Annotated in this window: 16 protein-coding genes and 2 pseudogenes; 11 read left to right on the top strand and 7 right to left on the bottom strand. The window is 59.5% G+C overall.

All coding sequences use genetic code 11. From position 1 onward, the window contains the following. Nucleotides 1–7 precede the first annotated feature (7 nt). Both V6B15_RS14210 and V6B15_RS14205 read right to left on the bottom strand, forming a co-directional pair. Entirely contained in the window at nt 8–355 is a 348-nt protein-coding gene (locus V6B15_RS14210) for a hypothetical protein (protein WP_050600445.1), read from the bottom strand. Between the two features lie 330 nt (nt 356–685). After that, nucleotides 686–1099 (bottom strand): MerR family transcriptional regulator, encoded by a 414-nt coding sequence (locus tag V6B15_RS14205; protein WP_050600446.1) that lies wholly within the window; start codon nt 1097–1099, stop codon nt 686–688. A gap of 86 nt (nt 1100–1185) precedes the next feature. On the opposite strand from V6B15_RS14205, the gene V6B15_RS14200 reads away from it, so the two are divergent. From V6B15_RS14200 to V6B15_RS14150, 11 genes are all read left to right on the top strand, one after another. Then, nucleotides 1186–1848, top strand: a complete 663-nt coding sequence (locus V6B15_RS14200; RefSeq protein ID WP_050600447.1) for a cation transporter — start codon at nt 1186–1188, stop codon at nt 1846–1848. Then, the gene (locus V6B15_RS14195) at nt 1845–3785 is read left to right on the top strand and encodes a cytochrome c/FTR1 family iron permease (RefSeq protein WP_050600448.1); all 1941 of its coding nucleotides are present in this window, start codon (nt 1845–1847) and stop codon (nt 3783–3785) included. Before V6B15_RS14200 ends, V6B15_RS14195 begins: the two co-directional genes overlap by 4 nt. A 25-nt stretch (nt 3786–3810) precedes the next feature. Next, the gene (locus tag V6B15_RS14190; RefSeq protein WP_050600449.1) at nt 3811–5430 is read left to right on the top strand and encodes a multicopper oxidase family protein; all 1620 of its coding nucleotides are present in this window, start codon (nt 3811–3813) and stop codon (nt 5428–5430) included. Nucleotides 5431–5497: 67 nt separating this feature from the next. Beyond that, nucleotides 5498–7138, top strand: a complete 1641-nt coding sequence (locus V6B15_RS14185) for an acetolactate synthase large subunit (RefSeq protein WP_050600450.1) — start codon at nt 5498–5500, stop codon at nt 7136–7138. Beyond that, nucleotides 7135–8529, top strand: coding sequence for an aldehyde dehydrogenase family protein (locus tag V6B15_RS14180; protein WP_050600451.1), 1395 nt, complete (start codon nt 7135–7137; stop codon nt 8527–8529). The genes V6B15_RS14185 and V6B15_RS14180 overlap by 4 nt, the downstream gene beginning before the upstream one ends. Further along, nucleotides 8526–9005 carry a signal peptidase II gene (gene lspA / locus V6B15_RS14175; protein WP_050600452.1) on the top strand — a complete coding sequence of 160 codons (480 nt, stop codon included), beginning with the start codon at nt 8526–8528 and terminating at the stop codon, nt 9003–9005. The genes V6B15_RS14180 and lspA overlap by 4 nt, the downstream gene beginning before the upstream one ends. A gap of 193 nt (nt 9006–9198) precedes the next feature. Then, entirely contained in the window at nt 9199–9834 is a 636-nt protein-coding gene (locus V6B15_RS14170) for a peroxiredoxin (RefSeq protein ID WP_050600453.1), read from the top strand. Nucleotides 9835–9953: 119 nt separating this feature from the next. After that, nucleotides 9954–11240 carry a cytochrome P450 gene (locus V6B15_RS14165; protein WP_050600454.1) on the top strand — a complete coding sequence of 429 codons (1287 nt, stop codon included), beginning with the start codon at nt 9954–9956 and terminating at the stop codon, nt 11238–11240. A gap of 107 nt (nt 11241–11347) precedes the next feature. Further along, nucleotides 11348–12040: an AraC family transcriptional regulator gene (locus V6B15_RS14160; RefSeq protein WP_157052121.1), complete on the top strand. Its 693-nt coding sequence runs from the start codon at nt 11348–11350 to the stop codon at nt 12038–12040. Nucleotides 12041–12112: 72 nt separating this feature from the next. Then, nucleotides 12113–12997 carry a sterol desaturase family protein gene (locus V6B15_RS14155; protein WP_157052122.1) on the top strand — a complete coding sequence of 295 codons (885 nt, stop codon included), beginning with the start codon at nt 12113–12115 and terminating at the stop codon, nt 12995–12997. Then, nucleotides 12994–13668 carry a class I SAM-dependent methyltransferase gene (locus V6B15_RS14150; RefSeq protein WP_083437337.1) on the top strand — a complete coding sequence of 225 codons (675 nt, stop codon included), beginning with the start codon at nt 12994–12996 and terminating at the stop codon, nt 13666–13668. Before V6B15_RS14155 ends, V6B15_RS14150 begins: the two co-directional genes overlap by 4 nt. Nucleotides 13669–13732: 64 nt before the next feature. Here the strand turns inward: V6B15_RS14150 and V6B15_RS14145 are convergent, their stop codons facing one another. The 5 genes and pseudogenes from V6B15_RS14145 to V6B15_RS14125 form a co-directional block, all read right to left on the bottom strand. Next, the gene (locus V6B15_RS14145; protein WP_050600458.1) at nt 13733–14671 is read right to left on the bottom strand and encodes a DUF2493 domain-containing protein; all 939 of its coding nucleotides are present in this window, start codon (nt 14669–14671) and stop codon (nt 13733–13735) included. Between the two features lie 269 nt (nt 14672–14940). After that, complete coding sequence (locus V6B15_RS14140) at nt 14941–15402, bottom strand: hypothetical protein (protein WP_083437338.1); 462 nt, start codon at nt 15400–15402, stop codon at nt 14941–14943. Nucleotides 15403–15414: 12 nt separating this feature from the next. Then, nucleotides 15415–16362, bottom strand: a complete 948-nt coding sequence (locus V6B15_RS14135; protein ID WP_050600460.1) for an ArdC family protein — start codon at nt 16360–16362, stop codon at nt 15415–15417. Between the two features lie 169 nt (nt 16363–16531). Continuing rightward, a pseudogene (locus V6B15_RS14130) lies at nt 16532–17257 on the bottom strand (chromosome partitioning protein ParB); the annotation flags it as partial. A gap of 58 nt (nt 17258–17315) precedes the next feature. Further along, nucleotides 17316–20896: pseudogene (locus tag V6B15_RS14125) on the bottom strand (strawberry notch family protein). Between the last annotated feature and the right edge of the window lie 37 nt (nt 20897–20933).

Below are 20933 nucleotides of genomic sequence, written 5' to 3'. Positions count from 1 at the left end.
ACGGTCGTCAGGCGCGAGGAGGGCGTTTGGGTAAATTGCTCGCATCGCCGAATAATTCTTCGGCCATATGCGACCCAACCGTGATGTTAAGCCGGTCGGGCATGTCGTTTAAAAGCTTCGATTTCAGTGCTGCGGCGACGTGATGGCAATGCCCGTGGGCGCATTCCTGCTGCTCCGGGCTTTCGTTTTGCGGGCTCTCGTCCGCATCAATGTCGAACATCTGGACCGAATAGGCTATTTCTGACAGCTCGTCCGCACATTGCGCTGCTTCGACCGCCGGAGACGCCATCAGCGCTGCGACCGCCAAAAGGGCGGCGACAATCCTGACGGGAATCAAGGCGTTCAGATCGAACATCCTGTGGCCCCTAACAAGGTGAAACGAAAGTTGAAACAAAAATCTTCTCGGTTGCTGTAATGTGATATTGTCACGAAGCGTCCGGACAATGAATATTGTTCGAGTAGTTTCTTTTTCGACCAAATTCCATGGAATGAATGCAGCGTTCTTATAAGGCGAAAGCTGATTAATATTCAAATTACCCAAGTTCCGTCATAATCAGCCATCCAATCCTAGATCACGACATCAGAATCTGGATTATCACGATGATAACGCTTCCAGCGACTGGAGGTGCAAGCACTTTTTTTGCTGTCTGGGTTCGGTGTCCATAGTCCCATTATAGCTTTCGCGTCAGCGACCCGCGGAAGAGGCGGCTGGGTTTCGAGAAAGCGTTTCGATGATTTTGCATTCGGAAACCTCGCCGCCCGTGCAGGCCGCGACCACACTTCTCAGTTCGGAACGAAGCGCTTGTAGCCGACTGATGCGCTCGTCCACGGCTCGAAGGTGCCGCAAAGCGATGTCACCCGCCTCGTCACAGCTCTGATCCGGTCTCGCCTTCACGCTTAAAAGCGAGCGTGTTTCATCGATCGAAAACCCCAATTTTCGAGCATGCCGAATAAAGGAAAGGCGCTCGACGTCCTGCTCTTTGTAGGTTCGCTGCCCCGCTGCCGTACGCGCGGCTTCGGGCATCAGTCCGATATCCTCATAAAACCTTATCGTATTGACCTTGGTGCCCGTCGCCTTCGAAAGACCTCCGATAAGCATGAACTCACTCCTCCAGCTCCGAAACCGCGAACCATTCGCAATTTTGGCTTGCTCCTACAGTTGCTAGAGGTGTTACCTACTGGCTTATGTTGGAAAACGAAACATCGGATTGCGGTTGCACAGGCGATACGCAAAGAGCAGGTGCAGACCCGGCCTATCGCCGCGCCCTTTGGATCGTCGTATTGCTCAATCTGGGCTTTGGCGTTTTCGAGGTCTTCGGCGGGTTTCTGGCGGACAGCCAAGCGCTCAAGGCCGACGCCCTCGACTTCATCGGCGATGGATCGATCACGCTCATCGGCATCCTCGCTCTTGCGTGGAGTGCCCGCACGCGCGCCCGGGTCGCGCTGACACAGGGCCTGTTTCTGGGCGCACTGGGCCTTGGAGTAATCGGTCTGGCAGTCTGGCGCTCACTGAACGCGGTCGCGCCGGAAGCCGGTTTGATGGGCGGTATCGCGGCTGCAGCACTGGTGGTGAACATTGCGGCGGCGCTTGTGCTGATGCGGTTTCGCGAAGGCGACGCACACGTGTCCGCGATCTGGCTGTTCAGCCGCAATGACGCGATCGCCAATGTCGGAGTGATCATCGCTGCAGCGCTGGTCGCCTGGACCGGGCAAGCCTGGCCGGATCTTTTGGTCGCGGCGATCATCGCGCTGATATTTCTGCATTCGGCTTACCTCATCGTCCGGCGCGCAACCGAGGAACTTCGCGCGCAACATGCTTCAGCTCTCGAAAGGGTCGTCTCCAAATGACGCTACGCGCCTTTGTCGGCCAGCTAATCGCTATTCTGGCGATGGCAGTCGCAATGCCCGCTTCCGCAGACACGCACGACGAAGTCCAAACGAGTTGGCGCCTTCTCGACTACATCGCGGTGGATTACATAGAAGCGGTCGAAGACGGTAAAGTCACCAACGAGCTGGAATATGCCGAAATGCAGGAATTTTCTGCTTCTGTAGTCGAACGCATGGCGGCCCTACCCGCAAATGCGCAACGTGCACAGCTGGTTGCGGATGCAGAGGCGCTTGCCGAGGCAATCTCGGCGAAAGTGGAGCCTGCTGTCGTCGCACGAGACGCGCGCAGGTTGGCAAGCGAGCTGATCGCGGCCTTTCCCGTTCCGCTGGCCCCGGACGCGGTACCCGACCTTGCGCGAGGCGCCGCGCTGTACGCCCAGAGCTGCGCAAGCTGTCATGGGGTAAGCGGAGACGGCGCCGGCCCCGCCGCAGAGGGACTCGATCCCCCACCAATCGCTTTTGACGACGTCGCCCGAGCCCGCGAGCGGAGCGCTTTCGCGCTCTATCAGGTCATTGGACAAGGTCTCGAGGGAACCGCCATGCCGGGCTTTTCCGATCTCCCGGCGGAAGATCGTTGGAGCCTTGCTTATTATTCTGGGTCGATTGCATTTCCGGAGGTAGAGCGGGGAAGACGTATCTGGAATGACGAACCGGCGATCCGGGCACGCATTCCCGATCTCGCTGCTCTATCCGGTCTCACACCGGCAGCCCTCGGCGAGGCGATCGGAACCGAGCGGGCCGATGCCGTCATGGCCTATTTGAGGGCTCATCCTGAAGCCGTGGCGAGCGATACGACCGGCTCACTCGCTCTGGCGCGCGAACGATTGCAGCAAAGTCTTGCCGCTTACGAAGCGGGTAATAAAACCGAGGCGCGCGAACTTGCACTCTCGGCCTATCTCGATGGCTTCGAACCGCTGGAGGCCGTTTTAAGCACGCGCGATGCCGATCTCCTCGCATCTGTCGAAATCGGCATGGCCGAGCTTCGAGCGGCAATCAGCCGCGGTGATCCGGTGGCCGCCGTCGCCGAGAAGGTGAATGCGCTCGACGTTCTTTTCTACCGGGCCGAGACGGTGCTCGCCCCGGCCAATGCCAGCGAAGCGTCGGCATTTTTGGGAGCCTTTGCGATCCTGTTGCGCGAAGGGCTAGAGGCATTGCTGATCGTGATCGCGATGATCGCGTTCCTGCGCAAGGCCGAGAGAACGGAAGTTCTGCCCTTCGTCCATGGCGGATGGCTCTCCGCTCTTGGGGCCGGAGCCCTGACGTGGGTGGCAGCGACCTACCTGATCGGAGTGAGTGGTGCGGGCCGCGAGCTGGTGGAGGGGTTCGGATCGCTTTTTGCCGCTCTCGTCCTGCTGTCGGTCGGCATATGGATGCACGGCAAGTCGCAGGCCGGCGAATGGCAACGCTATATCCGGAAAACCATGCAGCACGCTCTCTCGCGCAGGTCCGCATGGTTTCTGTTCGGGCTGGCCTTCCTCGTGGTTTACCGGGAGGTCTTCGAGACGATCCTGTTCTTCGCAGCGCTCTGGAGTCAGGGCCATACCGACGCGATTCTTGCTGGCGCTGCCGCCGCAATCGTCTTGCTAGCGCTGATTGCGTGGGCGATGCTGCGCTACAGTCGCCGACTGCCAATTGGAACATTCTTCGCGTATAGTTCGGTTCTGATCGGCATTCTTGCCGTCGTCTTGGCCGGGAAGGGTATTTCGGGGCTCCAGGAAGCCGGATTGTTGGGCATCACTCCGCTTCCGAATCTGCCCCGCATACCGATTCTGGGCATCGCACCGGCACTTGAGCCAGTGGCGGCGCAAATTCTCACGCTCGCGCTCATCGCGCTGGGTTATTGGCGCAACAGAATGAAAGGCATGCAATCCGGAACACCGCAGGCCGAAACCGGTTGACGACGCTCCGGGCAAGGGAAGCATTATGATCGACAGACGTTCTATTCTTGGCGGTGCAGTGCTTGGCGCAGGTGCACTGGGAATAGCCGCGTATGCCCGGCGCGACCTGTTGACAGACCGGAATGCGGCGCTTGCTTCGGTAACCGCGCGCTCGCAACTTCTCGTTCCTCCTCTTTATTCAGGGGAACGAGAAGGCGGCGAGAGGGTTTTCGATCTCAATCTGCGCCACGGCGTCTCACATTTTTTTGAAGGGATCGAAACGCCGACCATCGGCATCAACCAACCCTATCTAGGCCCCACACTTGAGATGCACGCCGGCGATACGGTGCGGATGAATGTCACGAGCGATCTGTCCGAAACGGCGACCGTCCACTGGCACGGTTTTCATCTTCCGGCGCGAGCCGATGGCGGACCGCATCAGCCGATCGAGCCAGGAGGGAGCTGGACCGCGCGTTTCGATGTCCGACAGCGCGCAGCGATGTTCTGGTATCATTCGCATGCGCACCGCCGCTCGGGGCCACAGGTCTATCAGGGTCTGGCCGGAATGATCTACGTCCGCGACAGCGCGAGCGAGGCGCTCGACCTTCCAAACGACTATGGCATCGATGATATACCGCTGGTCGTACAGGATCGCGCTTTCGCGCGCGATGGAAGCCTCGTTTATTCCACACGCATGCATAATATCATGATGGGAATGATGGGTGACACGATGCTGGTCAACGGCGTCGTCGAGCCCGTCTTCGAGGCAAAGTCCGATCGTTTGAGGCTGCGACTAGTCAATGGCTCGAACGCACGCTTTTACCGTTTCGGGTTCGACGATGGCCGCAGCTTCCATCAGATCGGAACCGACGGCGGTTTGCTCGCCGCGCCGCTGCCAACCGACAATGTTGTTCTCGCTCCCGGCGAACGCGCGCAGGTAATCGTCGATGTCAGCGATGGAAGGCCGGTTTCGCTGCTTGCGGACGGGCTCGAAATCATGGGCATGGGAAATAGGGGCCGGGGAATGAGAGGGCCCGGGCCCATGCGCGATTCCGACCGGCCGACGGACAATTGGATGATGGGCGACCGAGGCGGCCGTGGCGGTATGATGGGCGAACGGGAGCGTCGCGATGGGATGATGGGCGGCATGATGGATGAAAGGCGTCGCTTTACCGTGCTGGACATCCGGCCGGCCGCAAGCCGCAGGCGGTCGATCGCATTGCCGCGCCAGCTCGCTACCTTGCCTCAGATCGATCCAGGCGACGCGGTCCGGACGCGCCATTTCGTTCTCGATATGGGCATGGGAATGCGCATGATGCGCGGAGGCGGTTTTACAATCAACGGCAAATCGATGGACATGCAGCGTATCGACGAGACAGTGCGGGTCGATACCACCGAAATCTGGCAAGTCGAGAATGCCTCGATGATGGCGCATCCGTTCCACATTCACGATGTGCAGTTCCGTATCCTCGACCGGAACGGCCGGGCACCTGATGCGGCGGAACAGGGACTAAAGGACACGGTTGTCGTCTATCCGGGCGAGACCGTGCGGCTCCTTTTGCGGTTCGAGGACTACACCGACCCGGATTTGCCTTACATGTATCACTGCCACATCCTCGAGCACGAAGACGCCGGCATGATGGGGCAATTCACCGTCACAGCTTGAATCAGTAGCCGAGCAGAAGATCTGCCACCAACAGCCTCCAAGCCCTCACCAATGCGAGAACCATACCATGAAAGCATCCGATCTTCTTGTCGCCGCGTTGGAAGCCGAAGGCGTCGAGTATATCTTCGCGGTTCCGGGCGAAGAAAACCTCGATCTTCTGGAGTCACTGCGGACCTCGTCGATCCGTCTGATCGTTACCCGGCACGAGCAAGGGGCAGGGTTCATGGCGGCAACCTATGGACGTCTTACCGGTAAAGCCGGCGTATGCCTTGCCACGCTGGGGCCAGGGGCGACAAACCTCACGACGCCCGCAGCTTATGCCGCTCTGGGTGCTTTCCCACTGGTCATGATAACTGGCCAAAAACCCATCAAGGTCTCGAAGCAGGCGCAGTTCCAGATCGTCGATGTCGTCTCGCTTTTCACCCCCTTGTGCAAAATGGCGAAGCAGATCGTAAATGGAGAGCGCATTCCCTCGCTCGTGCGAGAAGGTTTCAGGAGGGCCCAGGAAGAGCGGCCCGGAGCAGTTCTGCTGGAGCTGCCTGAAGATATTGCCGAGGAGGAAACCTCCGAACCGGTCGTGGCGCCCCACCCTCGCCAATATGCGGTGGCGGGAGATGCCGCGCTAGACGAAGCTGCCGAGCGTATTCTGGCCGCCGATCGGCCGCTGCTTCTGGTCGGTGCCGGGGCCAACCGGCGTAGCGCTTGTAAGGCGCTCCGAAAGTTCGTCGACGACACTCAATTTCCGTTTTTCAATACGCAAATGGGCAAGGGAGTGCTTGATGAGGCAAGCCCCCTGTATCTTGGAACGGCGGCTCTATCATCGGATGACTATGTTCATTGCGCCATCGATCGTGCCGATCTGATCGTCAATATCGGCCATGACGTGGTCGAGAAACCGCCCTTTTTCATGGAGCCTGACGGACGCACCGTTATCCATGTGAATTACAAGGCCGCAGAGGTCGACCAGGTCTATTTCCCGCAGCTGGAAGTCATTGGCGATATTGCCGGATCTGTCGAGCGACTGGGAAACCGGCTGCGCGGCAAACATCCTAGTGACCCGGCAGCCTACGCCAATGTCCATGAGGACATCGCGGCGCACATCCGCCAAGGCAGCGACGATGGCCGCTTTCCGATGGTGCCCCAGCGCATCGTTGCAGATGTACGGGCGGTCATGGGCCGGGACGACATCGTCGCACTCGACAACGGCATCTACAAGATCTGGTTCGCCCGCAACTATATCGCGCATGAGCCCAACACCATTCTGCTCGACAACGCGTTGGCGACGATGGGAGCGGGTCTCCCCTCGGCGATGATGGCAGCGATGCTCTCGCCCGAGCGCCGCGTGCTCGCCGTATGCGGCGATGGCGGGTTCATGATGAATTCGCAGGAGGTGGAAACCGCGGTCAGGCTCGGCCTCAACCTCGTCGTACTCATCCTCAATGATTCCGCTTACGGTATGATCCGGTGGAAGCAGGAAGAACTTGGCTTTCCCGATTACGGTCTGAGCTTCGCCAACCCCGACTTCGTTACCTATGCGAAGAGTTATGGTGCGACGGGCCACCGGATCGAAAGCAGCGAAGCACTGGTACCGACCTTGAATGAAGGGTTTGAAAGCGGCGGCGTTCACCTTGTCGACTTGCCGGTGGATTACTCCGAGAACCGCAAGGTTCTGATCGATGAACTCAAGGCGATGGAGTGTCCTCAATGACGTGGCAGGTCCTCAATCCCTACGACCAGGAATGCATTGGCAGCGTGGAGCTGGTCGACTGGCCACAAATCGATCGTTGGCTCGACGAGGCGCGCGCGCTGCACGAAGACCGGCAAGCGCGGCTCCCCGCCCATGAACGCATCGCCATCCTGCAGCGCGCCAGCGTGCTGATGCGCGAGCGCGCGGAGACGCTGGCAATGCAGATTGCGCGCGAGGGCGGCAAACCCATCATCGACGCGCGCGTGGAAACCAGTCGCGCCATTCAGAGCGTCGAATTGTGCATACACGAATTATTCGCCAGCGGCGGGCGCGAAATCCCGATGGACCTGACGCAGGCGGGGGCAGGACGCAAAGCCTATACTTTCCGTGAGCCGATCGGGCCGGTCGTGGCGATCTCCGCTTTCAATCATCCTCTGAACCTGATCGCCCATCAGGTGGGACCGGCGGTTGCAAGCGGATGCCCTGTACTGGTGAAACCGGCCAAGGACACGCCCCTTTCCTGCAAGAGCTTCGTCCAAATCCTTTATGAAGCCGGACTCAATGAAAATTGGTGCCGTTTCGTGCCGTGCTCGGACGAGGTCGCCGAAAAAATGGTCACCGATCCGCGAACGGCATTCTTCTCCTTCATCGGTTCGGCCAGAGTTGGCTGGATGCTCCGCTCCAAACTGGCCCCTGGCACTCGTCTGGCGCTGGAACATGGGGGCGCGGCCCCGATCATCGTCGATGACAGCGTTGCGCATGCCAAGGTAATTCCTCCGCTCCTGAAAGGCGGCTTTTATCATTCTGGTCAGGTCTGCGTCTCGGTGCAGCGCGTGTTCGTTCCGCGCGCCGAATTGCCGGACTTCGCTGCCGAGCTCGCTGCGGGAGCAGAAGCACTGACGGTGGGCGATCCGACCAATGCGGAAACTCAATGCGGTCCGCTCATTCGTCCTGCCGAAGTCGACCGCGTCGAGTCCTGGGTCGATGCAGCCGTTCAGGGCGGCGGCAGGCTCGCCGCAGGGGGTAAACGCACGGGTTCCACCCTTTACCAGCCCACGGTCCTTGTCGATCCGCCCGACGACGCCGATGTATCGCGCAAGGAAGTGTTCGGCCCTGTGGTCTGCATTTACGGATACGACGACGTCGATGCTGCGATCGGCCAAGCGAACGCGCTTCCCTACGCCTTTCAGGCGGCTGTGTTTACCGACCGAATGTCCTGGGCCGATTACTGCGTCGAAACGCTGGCCGCGTCAGCCGTAATGGTCAACGATCATACCGCATTTCGCGTCGACTGGATGCCGTTCGCAGGACGTCGTCAGTCGGGTCTCGGAACAGGCGGTATAGGTTATACGATGGCCGATATGAGCGAAGAAAAGATGGTGGTCGTGAATGCACCCTCCAGCGTCCGATGACCTTGAGCGCGGCGAAACGGCTTGCGCCCGTTTTGATTCTGGTCAGCTTCGGCCTCGACCAATTGTCGAAAACCTGGGCACATTCTTTCGTTGGTCCGGGCAACGCGATCGCAGTGTTCCCGGGCTTCAATTTAGTCGCCATCACCAATAGCGGCGTGGCATTCGGATTGGCTGGTGAAGCAGCACCGGCGATCCTTATCGCGATCGGCGTTCTGCTGTCGGGCATGCTCGGGATTTGGCTGATGAGAACCCGATCCCCCATCCATGCGCTCGGCTTGAGCTTGGCGATTGGCGGAGCGCTCGGCAACGTTGCAGACAGGCTGATGTTTGGCGCCGTCAGGGACTTTATCGATTTGTACTGGGACAATTTTCATTGGCCATCATTCAATCTGGCCGACGTCGCGATCGTAGCGGGACTGGGGCTTTTGGTCCTGGTGGGCGAAGACCAGCCTGAAACCAGCGCGAATACGAGCTGATTAAGACCGGACGCAATGAGAAAAGACGAACGCTTCCGCATAGCGCGGAAGGTCGCCACACCAGCACGCTGGCGATGCCGTCTATCACGTCTGAACGCCGCTTGGTCGCGATCTCGGTTGCACCTACAGCAACTGTAGCACCCATCTGTACGTGTAGCTGCGTTGCTTTAGCGCTCACCACAGGAGATTTTCAATGACACTTCAACTTGGCGACACCGCACCCGATTTCGAAGCCGACACAACCGATGGCACGCTCAAATTCCATGAATGGATGGGTGACGACTGGGCGGTGCTGTTCTCGCACCCTGCGGATTTCACTCCTGTTTGCACGACGGAACTTGGTGAGGTTGCCCGCCTCAAGCCTGAATTCGACAAACGCGGCGTCAAAGTGATCGGTCTCAGCGTCGATCCGCTCGAAGATCATCGAGTTTGGGCGGGCGACATTGCCGAAACCCAGGGTCATGCTCTCAACTTTCCGCTGATCGCGGACCCGGATCGTGAAATCGCCGATCTCTATGGAATGATCCATCCACAGGCCGACGACACTCTTACAGTACGCTCGGTCTTCGTAATCGGATCCGATAAAAAGGTGAAACTTACGCTGACCTATCCCGCGAGCACGGGTCGAAATTTCGAAGAGATCCTGCGGGTCATCGATTCGCTGCAACTGACAGCCGACCACAGCGTGGCCACGCCTGTGAACTGGCAGCATGGCGAGGACGTCATCATCGTGCCCTCGCTCAGCGATGAAGAAGCGCGTGAGAAATTCCCCAAAGGCTGGGAGACGGTAAAACCTTATCTGCGCGTCACACCGCAGCCGCAGGATTGATCGCAGCATAAGGGGCAATGCGAGACTTATCGGCGGGAGCATAATCAAAAGCGCGCCGGTTGGTTTTGCCGTGCCTGGCTCGGCACCGATATGCCAAATCGAGAGGACGGTATTGGTCTATGAAACGTTCCATAAAACAGAGCGAAGAACTCATACCGCAAGGGCCCTTCGACAGCACACTCCATTTCCTGAGGCGGCCCTATGACTTCGTAAGCACGGTCTGCTCGCGAACCGGTGGCAATATGTTCGAAACCCGCCTGTTGCTCCGGCGGACTGTGTGTCTGCGCGGCGAAGCTGCGGCCGAGATGTTCTACGATAAAGCGCGAATGTCGCGCGACGGCGCGATGCCGGAACCGGTTCGGGCGACTTTGACTGGCAAGGGCGGAGTCCAGGGTCTGGATGGCGAGCGGCATTTGCGGCGCAAGGAAATGTTCGTGTCGTTGCTGACGCAAGAGCGTGTCGAGGCTCTGGGAGAGAAATTCGAAAAAATGTGGTTGGCCCAGCTCCCGGCATGGACCCGGGAATCGCAGGTAATCTTCTACGAAGCGCTGCATCCCATATTGGCCGAAGCAGTGTGCGACTGGGCCGGAGTGCCACTACCGGCTGAAGAGCGCATCAAGCGAACTCGCGACCTTGTTCTACTCTTCGACCGCGCGGCCGCGCTCGGCTTGGGCCATTTTCAAGCCCGGCGCGCTCGCAGCCGGTCCGAAGCGTGGCTCGCTCGCATCATCAAGGATGTGCGCGATAGCCGTCTGGTCCCACACGCTGAATCCGCGCTGGCTGTGATCGCTGGGCACCGGGATGAGAATGGCGCGCTGCTAAGTCCCAAGATCGCCGCCGTCGAACTGCTGAACGTTCTGCGCCCAACCGTCGCAGCGTCTGTCTATATCACTCTCCTGGCGCATGCTCTCCATTCGTTTCCCGATTTGGCTCCGACCCCTGCATCCGATCGCTCTGAGATGGGCTATTTCGTCCAGGAAGTGCGCCGGTTCTATCCCTTCTTTCCTGCGGTCGCTGCCAGAAGCCGAAAGGACTTCCGGTGGCGAAATGTTCGTTTTCCCGCCGGGCGACGTTTCCTGCTCGACTTGCACGCAACCAACACTGATCCTCATCTCTGGAACGAGCCGGAAACCTTCAATCCGGAGCGCTTTCGCGAGGAAGGCATTTCCGCGTTCGCATTGATCCCTCAGGGCGGCGGCGATGTCCCGAAAAATCATCGCTGCCCCGGCGAGACGGTCGTGCTCGAAGTGATGGAGCGCGCGTTGCGAATGCTTCTTTGCGAAATGGAATATCGGCTTCCCCCGCAGGATCTGCGCATCGATCGTTCCCGGATGCCGGCGCTGCCAGGCAGCAAGATCATTCTCGAGGATATCCGGCGCAGTGAGCGGTCTTTGAAAGAGACTTGAGGAGAGCCGGGAACGCGTTGAGATCTCTCAGAAAGGAACGTCCGATTGCACAGCAGCTAAGACGAAATCGCTCTTTGAGAAGCACCGACGCCTCATGGGAGGGCAACATGATGCTCGGATTTGGCTGGGCACTTCTCGACGCCCAAACAGGAGAGAACCGTCCGCACAGTCATCTGGCACACCAGATCAGTCTTTCGCTGGTCGACTCTTGCAGCATTAACGCTGACCGAGATCTTCGCTTGTCGCCCGGTGAAGCTGTTCTCATCCCTGCCACCACGGTTCACCGCTTGACGCCATCCGGTGCCATCCTGCGAAATCTGTATGTCGATCCGTTTTTCATGGGAACCCGTGACCTCAACAAGAGTGTTGGACTGGAACGGCTTTCGACCGCTGAAGCGAATGCATTGGCTCTGGTTGGATCTGGGAACGAGGCACGCAAATGGATGGAAGGCTTTTTGAACCGGAAGGGTTCGAGCCAAATCGACCCGCGCCTCCGCTCTACGCTGCAACGGATCGAACCCGGGGCGACACCTTCGGAATTGGCCAAAGCCGTCGGTGTTTCGACCACGCGGATGCGGGAAATTGCGGTTCGGGATTTTGGAGTGCCGACAACCAAGCTCCTGCAATGGTTACAGGTTCAGCGTGCCATCGAGAGCTTCGACCAATCTCATAGTGTCGCTGCCGCAGCGGCCGCGGGTGGGTTTTCCGATCAAGCGCATTTTACCCGTCGTTTGGTCGAATGGTTCGGCGTGACGCCATCACAGGGTCTCGCAAAAATCGAGATTACCATCGTGCGTTAAGACACCAGCGAAACGTTCAATACCGGGGCCCTAAGGGAGCGTAGACGGAACCATCGTTTGATGGAGGCTGCAATGGCCGTTTTTCGTTATCTCTATGGCCCGCTCTATTTTTTCGGTTTTGTCGGGGGCGCTACAGCGCTCGTGTCCTCGGATAGTTCGCCGGCCTGGCTGTTCGTTCTGATCATCGCCTCGATCGGGACCTCGCTTGCCGCCGAGCGAATCGCGCCTTTCGAAAACCAGTGGAACTCGAGCCATGGCGATGGCCGTAGAGACATTTTGCATGCCCTCGTGAATGAAGGATCTCTTGTGGCTATGGTGCTGCTTCTTCCGCTCATCACAAGCCTTGTCCCTTGGGAATCAGCCTGGCCAAAGACGCTGCCCTTATGGGCCGATGTAGCAATGGCTATTGTACTCCTCGACGTGGGGATTACCCTTGCCCATTTCGCCAGTCACAGGGTTTCGTTTCTCTGGCGTTTTCACGCCGTGCATCATTCGGTACGCCGCATGTACGGCTTCAACGGGCTACTGAAGCATCCAGTCCACCAGTTCATCGAGGTTACCGCCGGTGCGTTGCCCTGGCTTCTTCTGGGAATCCCTCTCGATGTCGCCGCCGTGGCTTCCTTTGCGGTGCTGATACAGCTCCAGTTACAGCACTCGAACGTCGACATGCGGGTCGGGCCGTTGGCATATATCTGGGCCGTCGCTCCAGTCCATCGGCACCACCACCTCGCATCCGAAACGGACGGCGACGTCAATTTCGGTCTCTTCTTGACGCTCTGGGATGTTCTGCTTGGTACAGCGCGCTTTGGGTCGAGCCAGCATATCAGAGCGGGGGCGATTGGCCTCGCTGGCATCGAAGATTATCCGGATGCCTATCTAGCACAGTTGGCCGAACCATTTAGAAAGCAGGCACAGTCTCTGCCGGAGCTCGGCCCACAAAGCGAGAGACAGGCATGACCGATCAACATGCAGTCTATACGCCGCCAGCCGGTTATCCTATTCTCACGCCACTCTACGATATCGGGGTCCGACTTTCGACCCGCGAAAAAAGGTGGCGTAGAGACCTTGTGGACCTGATTGAGCCCAAGTGTAACGAGGTCCTGCTCGACATTGGGGCGGGTACCGGCAGCCTGGCGCCACTACTGGCCACGAAAAACCCAGCCACCACGTACTTCGGGATCGATCCAGACGAAGATGCGATCCAGATCGCACGAAAGAAAGCGGGGCGAGCTGGAATAGATGCTGAATTCAACCATGAATTATTCTCGGTGGCCACTGTTGCCAAATGGCCAGCGCCGGACATCGCCACACTCTGCCTTGTTCTCCATCAAGTGCCTTATGATGAGAAGCTCCGCTTGCTGTGCGACATAAACGAAGCACTTAAGCCAAGTGGACGCCTGTTCATAGCAGACTACGGCGAGCAGCAATCACGCCTCATGCGTGTCCTGTTCAGAGCAACGATACAGCAGCTCGACGGTGTTTCGGACACGCAGCCAAACGCGGACGGCGCGCTTGTACCGCTTATGGAACAAGCTGGATTTCTCAGCATCACAGAATGCAAGAGATATCAAACCATCACTGGCTTGATATCGATCTACGGAGCGACCAAGACTTCTGCAGATGAATGAGAAGATTGCTCATTTACTCGCTTGGTTTGGAGTGGCCGGTACATGGATTTGCTGACAGAGAGTTTCACCTCTCGCGAGGATTTGTCCCAAGAGGTCCACGACGGTCAACTACGCTGACCCGGCGTGATTTTGCCTCAATCACGAGTCGCTCAAGTACGCCATTGCCGGGAAAGGCGATGACATAGCGCGGGTCCATTTTGAGCATCTGCTCGTTGCGCTTGAAGCCGGCACGGGCTCCGAGCCTCCTATCGAGGTTGAATACCAGTTGCTGGACATTGTGGCGTTCGGCCCAGGAGGCTGCCAACCGGTCAACACCTTTGCTGTCGCCGCCGTGCAGGATGAACATATCCGGAACCCGGTCGCGCACCTTGTCGAGCGTAGCCCATACGTTCGAAGCGAAGGCCTTGGCCTCGTCGGCGCTGGCAAAGGAGGATCGCCCACCGGCGAATATAACTGCAGTGCCCTCAGGACTATGGGCATCCCGGCGCCGCTCAGCCCTCGCGCGCAGGAAATCGCGGGCCTCAACAACCGCAGAGGTCACTTTCCGCGAATGGTTCGAACGCGAACCGACAAATGGCTTCCATGAAGAACCCGTTTCTTCGAGATAAAGCGATGCGGCGACTTCGCGCATCTGTTCAAACGCTATCATGCTTGCCTCGGCTGCCTGAGCGCGTTCGATCTGCTCTTCGAGATTGCTTGAATGGACTTCGGATCCGTCGGCGGCTGCAAGGAGCGCCCGGACTTCATCGCTCGCCCGGTCGAGCTGCGTAGACTTACGGCTGGCAGCACGGTGGAACAGATTGACGAAGCCCCAGGCCACGTCTTCGGCATCCGCTTCGAGCGATGTTCCCGAGAACATGACAAACATGTCGGACCAGACGGCAGCAAGGGTTTGCTCGACTGCTTCCTCGCTTGGGAAATCGGACGGATCGAAAGGTGCAGGCTTGATGGTTAGACCTGCAAGGTCGAGCCCGGCGAGTTGTTGGGTAAAACTATCGTACATGATTAAGCCTCCTGATGTGCTCAGGCGGCAAAGCTTACGAAACCGGAATGTCTCGCTCCTTGTCCGCCGGAGCCCGATCAGGGCCGGAATAAGGGGGCTGGCGCACCGCGAAGCGGGAAACCTGCAAGGCAAGGCTGGCGCGGGCCACACGGGCCGCAGCCTTGCAGGTTGTGCCAGACCACGGCCGGTCCAGGGCCTCTCCCGGCGGACAGGCACGAGGCATGACGTAGTTCCTTTGCCGACATCATCAGCGGGGCCTGCACGAACAACTAGTTTTCGGCTGCCTGCCGATCTCGTGGCCTTCGCGGTGATACATGGATCCGCTCGAATACGCCCTCGCCATTGGAGAAGCGCCCGATCTGACGAATCTCCCCGAACATCTGCAAGAAGTTGCCGGACACCTGGTCAAGCCATCGCTGAGCTCGGCCAGTTCTGGGTCGGTCATAATCGGCTTCCCAGTAGCAGCTGTCATTCCGTTCGACGAGCCAGACGGCTGCGAGACCGCAATAAATGGAAATGCCGCAATCGGCATAGGCATTCCGGAGCAGTATCCGATCTTCGCGTCCACGCCAGCCATCGTGAGGCAAAAGTGAGGGGAAGGCTTGGCGCGCAGTGCTGACAACATCTTCGACCAGGCATTCATATTGCCAGTCGAGGTCGCCCCTCGCTCCGCTCTCGATCAGGCGGAAAGCGACGATGGCCCCTTGCGGGTAGCTGACAGAGCGTCCCATGATGTGCTCCCCTCACGCAACTTCGGCGAGATCATCGCCGAATGCAGAGTCGCTGCGTTCGTCATGGCCGCCAAGACGGAGTAACAGCGATGATGCTTCCTCAGCCTTAGCCGCTGCCATCAGCATGGCCCTGTCGTCCGATTTCAAGAGCTTCAACCAATGCGATATGTAGCTGGCATGATTGTCGAGGTGAGTAACGGGAAGTCCCAGTTCAGCGCCCAAGATCGCCGAGGAAAGCTCGGCTACGAGTTCTTCAGCGGCATAGGCTTCGCTACCGAAACGGTTCTTGAGATCGCGGTCAAGCCGGGACGAATGCCCGGTCCAGTGCGACAGCTCATGGGCAAGTGTCGCGTAGTAATGGTCAAATCCCTCGAACAGGGTGGCAGGCGGCATGGTGATGCGGTCGCGGACCGGCTCGTAATATGCTTCGCTACCCATGTGCCGCAGCTGCGCATCGATCCGCGCAAAGAATGTATCGAGCTTATGCTGACGCCCGGCGGGTTCTACCGGCTCCACGAGTGGCGCGGGACTGTACATGGCCGGAAGGTCATCGCACTGATCCGCATTGAAGATTGCGTAGGACTTGAGGACGCGGCGGGTCTCGGTGTCTTCGCCGCCATCGGGCGTTTCGACTTCCTTTTCGTAGGTCTTGTAGAAGATGGCGATGCTCGACTTCTCACCTTTTCGCACGTGACCGCCAAGTTTTGCGCACTGGCGGTAAGTCATCCAGTAGGGCGAGGCGAAGCCTGATGCCTCGGCCATCATCCACAGCCAGAAGGTATTCATGCCCCGGTATGGCGTGCCGCAGCTGCGCAAAGGGCGGGAGATTGGAACTCCGCGCCAGGGTTTGATCCAAGGCTTGGTGCCCTGTTCAAGCTTTTCGATGATGGTGGCGGTAATCCGTGCTGCCGGAGACTGGGCCGGTGAACGGGAGGCTGGCGAGCGTTTGAGCTTACGCATGAGAAATCTCCTGATTGCCCGGACGAAATTGCACCGGGCCAGATGCCCAAAAGCCCCCTCCCCTCTGATCCTTGCCGATGGCGGAACCCAAGCTGGTCTTAACGAGAAAAGGCGGCCCGCCCCGAAGGGACGGACCGCCTACCGAACGGCTTCAACCTGTCAGGAGGGATCAGGCGGCCTGCTCGGTGATCTCGACATCGCTTTCGTCATTTTCATCAGGATCAACCGTTTCGTCGGGTTCAGCGGTTCCTCGAAAATACATGATGTCCGGAACCCAGGCGAGCGCACGCTCCTTGGTGCCCGCCTCACCGATGAAATTGCCCGAGAAGATGCGTTCGGCAGCGCTGGCAAGCTCAGCCTTCTTGGAAGCCGAATAGCGGCTGACCAATTCAGGCCCGCCCGCAGCGTCAAGCGCCTCGAGCGTCTTTGCTTTCGCCACGCGGTCGAAATAATTTGCCGCAGTCGGCCGCCACCAATGTGCGGTCTCGATTTCAAGCAAGCCGCCGATTGCCTCGTGGAGAGGAGCCGAGCGCTCACCCTCGCAAGCCAGGCTGGCTACGAGCGTGCGCGACACGACATGGCCGAGCCATGCGGACCTTGCTTCATGGGACAGTGCCCGGAAAGCTTCGAACCGTTCGACATCACTTTCGCCAGAGCGCCAGCTCTCGTCGAGACTGCCGGCGAACTCGGCGAGCGCGGCGCTAGCGGGTGCATCCTTGGCCTCAAAACCTGTAACGGGGCCAGTCTCTGCCGAACCTGAGATCGTCGAAGCCTTCTTCGCACGCCAGTCTTGCCCATCAGCATCGGCAAGCGTGAAAACCATGAAGTCGAGCGCGAGCGCAGGATCGTTTGCCACGTGGATAGCCAGTATGTCGCGGCGTTGCATGGCCAAGTCACTTCGTGGGTTTTGGCCACCCTCCCCTCTAACCCATCGCCATGCGGCTGATCGCTGTTCAGACGGCCAGGGCGGGTAGAATGATCGATGCTTTGGAGACCGGCACGAACAGTCGCGTGCGGTAACGAATGATCTCGGTGAAACAGCCCATGGTTTTGTACCAGTCGAGCCGATCAGGCGCGTATCCCGTAAGTTCGAGCCGTTGCTCGCCTCCGACCAGCGAGCGTTTGACCATCAGCGCGTCATGACTGGCAAGAGGCTGCGGCGTGCCGCTCGCCAAAACCAGCTTCCCCAGTTCGTCGGGCAAGGGACCGGCCACCCCTGCCAGTCCGAACGTTTCGGCAATCTTGGCGAGATCGACATCGAGCACTTCGCGCCCGATGATCGACTGGCCGTCCTCGGCAACGAGCCGGGTGACGCAAACATGAGCTCCCGCCAAGCGATTCCAGACCGGCAAAAGCAGCCCGGTTGCGAGGTGAAGGCGCTCGGTCACTGGCGAAGCGGCTGCCTTAACTTCCTCGGTGCACCAGGCCTTGGTGAACTCGGTCACGCCGATCTCCTCCCACAAGCTTTCACCGAGTGCCTCGATCGTCCAGTTAGCCGATTTGAGCGGCCGGAGCAGCCGACGGCGTTCGATCACCGCGCCATCATCGGCAATGAGCCGCCGGGCCGGGACCGAGAGAGCAACCTTGCCCGATCGCGCATTGCGTAACGGGATGGCGTGAAGCGACCCGATCTCGTGCATCCGCACGAGACGCTTCAGTCGGAGCGGGCGTAGGTGGCGTTTCACCCCAAGCGAGACCAGGCGGGTTTCTGCGCCGGTAACAGGATCGGCTCGCAAAAGCTCGTCGCTGAGAACTTCGAAGCTATCGACGCGAACCGTCTCAAGGCCCAGATCGAGAGTTCCAGCTTCGCGCGCTGCCTCGATTCGCGCTTCGACCAACCCCAGATATTCATCGAAGATAGAATTTTGGAGCGCAATCGGCAGAGCAAGGATGCGGTTGAGCCAGCGCTGGATAGTCGGAAGGTTGTCGGTCAGCCCGCCATCGGGATTCTCGAGCCGAAGGCCGGTTCGCTCGACGAAATCGCCGAAGCTCGTCGCCTCCAGCTTGCCATCATACAACAAGTGGAACCAACGGCTGAGTGCATCCCTAGCATAATCGCTTTCGAGATTATCGGCCGGATCGAAGAGGTTCTGACCGCCGGTCTGGCGCTGTCCTCGCGTCAGGGCACCAAGGCTGTCGAGCCTGCGAGCGATGGTCGAGATAAACCGCCGTTCGCCCTTCACATCGGTGGTCACCGGTCGGAACAGCGGGGCCGAGGACTGGTTGGTGCGGTTGGTACGACCGAGCCCCTGGATTGCATTGTCCGCCCGCCAGCCCGGTTCGAGCAGGAAGTGGACGCGGCGCTGCTGGTTCTGGCAGTCGAGATCGGCATGATAGGAACGCCCGGTCCCGCCAGCATCAGAAAAGATGAGGATGCGCTTCGTGCCCTCCATGAAGCTCTGCGCTTCGGCGACATTGGCACTGCCGCTTCGCCGTTCGAGCCGCTGCTGCCCATCCCTGCCGATAACGAGCCTGCGGCTGCGCCCGGTTACTTCGGCGACCGCCCCGGTCCCAAAATGCTCGATGATCGCGTCGAGCGCTGTGGCGATTGGAGGAAGCGCGCAAAGCTGTTCGATCAGCGCATCGCGCGCGGCAATGGCACGCGAGCAAAGAACCGGATTACCGTCGTCATCGCTCATCGCTTCGGAGCGCAGATTGCCGTCCTCGTCGGTAAAGACCTGCATCAGGCGCACCGGGAAGCTCTTGGCGAGATAGTCGATGACGTATTCGCGCGGACTAAGGTCGATATCGAGTGCCTCGCGTTCCTCGTCGCTGAGATCGGCGAGGCGGCGGTCGAGCATGGCCTCAGCGGTCGAAACCAGCTGCACGACCACCGAATGATCTTTACCGAGCGCTTCTTCTATAGCCGGGATGAGACTCGGCAGTTTCATCGACAGAAGCAGCTGCGCAAAGAAGCGCTGCTTTGTGCCTTCAAATTTTGACAGCGCGGCAGCCTTGGCATTGCGATTGAGCGTATCGCCGCTGTCCTCGTCGACGACTCGTGTGGCTTCGAGCGCGTCATCGAGATTGCGGTGAATGATCGCCCAGGCTTCGGCATAGGCGTCGTAGATACTGATCTGCGCTTCGGTCAGGCAGTGTTCTAGGATCTCGTATTCGACCCCGGCAAAAGACAGCGCGCGGGCGAGGTAAAGACCTTGTGCCTTGAGGTCGCGCGCAACGAGTTCCATCGCTGCTACACCACCGGCGCGGATCTCGGTCATGAAGCCTTCATGCGTCGGGAAAGCGGTTTCGGGTCCCCAGAGGCCGAGCCTCGCGGTGTAACCAAGATTAGCGATCTCCGACGCGCCGGTGGCGGAGGCGTAAAGCACGCGGGCGCGCGGCAGATGGTTCTGCAGCCTCAGGCCCGCCATCCCCTGCTCGGAGCCCTTGACCCTGCCGCGCGTGCTCGAAGACCCAAGCGCATTGGCCATGGCATGGGACTCGTCGAAGGCAATCACGCCTCCGAACTCTTCGCCCGTCCAGGCAAGGATCTGGTCGAGGCGCGTGTCTTCGGCGCGGCCCGAGCGCAGTGTCGGATAGGTGACGAACAGAATGCCTTCGGGCAGCGTTACGGGTCGCCCGAGCTTCCAGCGCGCGAGGGGTTGGATATCGAGCGGCAGTCCGCCAAGTGCTTCCCAGTCGCGGCGTGCATCTTCCAGCAGCGCCTCGTTCTTGGTGATCCAGATATGCCGACGTTCGCCCGCGAGCCAACGGTCCATCATCACAGCCGCAATCTGCCGCCCCTTGCCCGCTCCGGTCCCATCGCCAAGGAAGAAGCCCTGCCGATAGGCGTGGCCGTCTTCGGCCAGCTCGAGCATCGTGCCTTCCTGACTCGGTCGGAATCGGGCCGGTAGATCGCGGGCAAATGCCTGGCACGCATAAATCAGCGTCTCGCACTGTGCCGCGGATAGAAGTTTGTCCGCTTTCCAGTTGGCGGGCAGCAGCGGTCGGACATCCGGAACAGGTGCCGCGACCGATCCCATTGCGACCGATTCCACCAGGGGAGTGGGATGCATCGAAGCATCGGCAAACGCTACGCGGCTTGGCCGATATGGGAGATAGATACCTGGCCGTAGGCCCAGATCGCGAGAGCACCATTGCCGGCGGAGGGTTCGAGCAGCGTATCCCGTGATGAAAGCGCCGCGGCTTTCGCAAGCAGCCAGGCCAGCATCGGAGGGGTCGAGAATTGCTGAAGCTCGATCTGGCCTTCGCTGCGCACGTGACGAGGTGGTAGAGCCGCCTCGAGCCAGTCGAAGCGCGCTTCCGCTTCGTGGAAGCCGGTCGTCAGATCGATCCGCGAAGATCCACGCAGCCAGAGCAGGGAGCCTATCTCGATCGCATTGTTGTAGTCGTCGATGGTCCAGGCGCTGCCCCAGTCCTGAACTCCGGTCTCGTCAGCGAACAAAGCGGAAATATCGGCTCGAGTGAGATGACGTCCAGAAGCGAGGCGCTCGGTGATTTTGACGCCGATAGCGCAGGCCAACGGAACGGCCTGAGATTGTCGGTGGGCGGGAAAAAGGTCTGACTGAAACATGGCGAAAAGTCCTCCTGATTGAGGCATCGGGACACGC

This window comes from Qipengyuania sp. Mu-71 (assembly GCF_036867055.1).
GTDB lineage: Bacteria > Pseudomonadota > Alphaproteobacteria > Sphingomonadales > Sphingomonadaceae > Qipengyuania > Qipengyuania profunda.
This window is presented reverse-complemented; position numbering and strand designations above follow the sequence as displayed.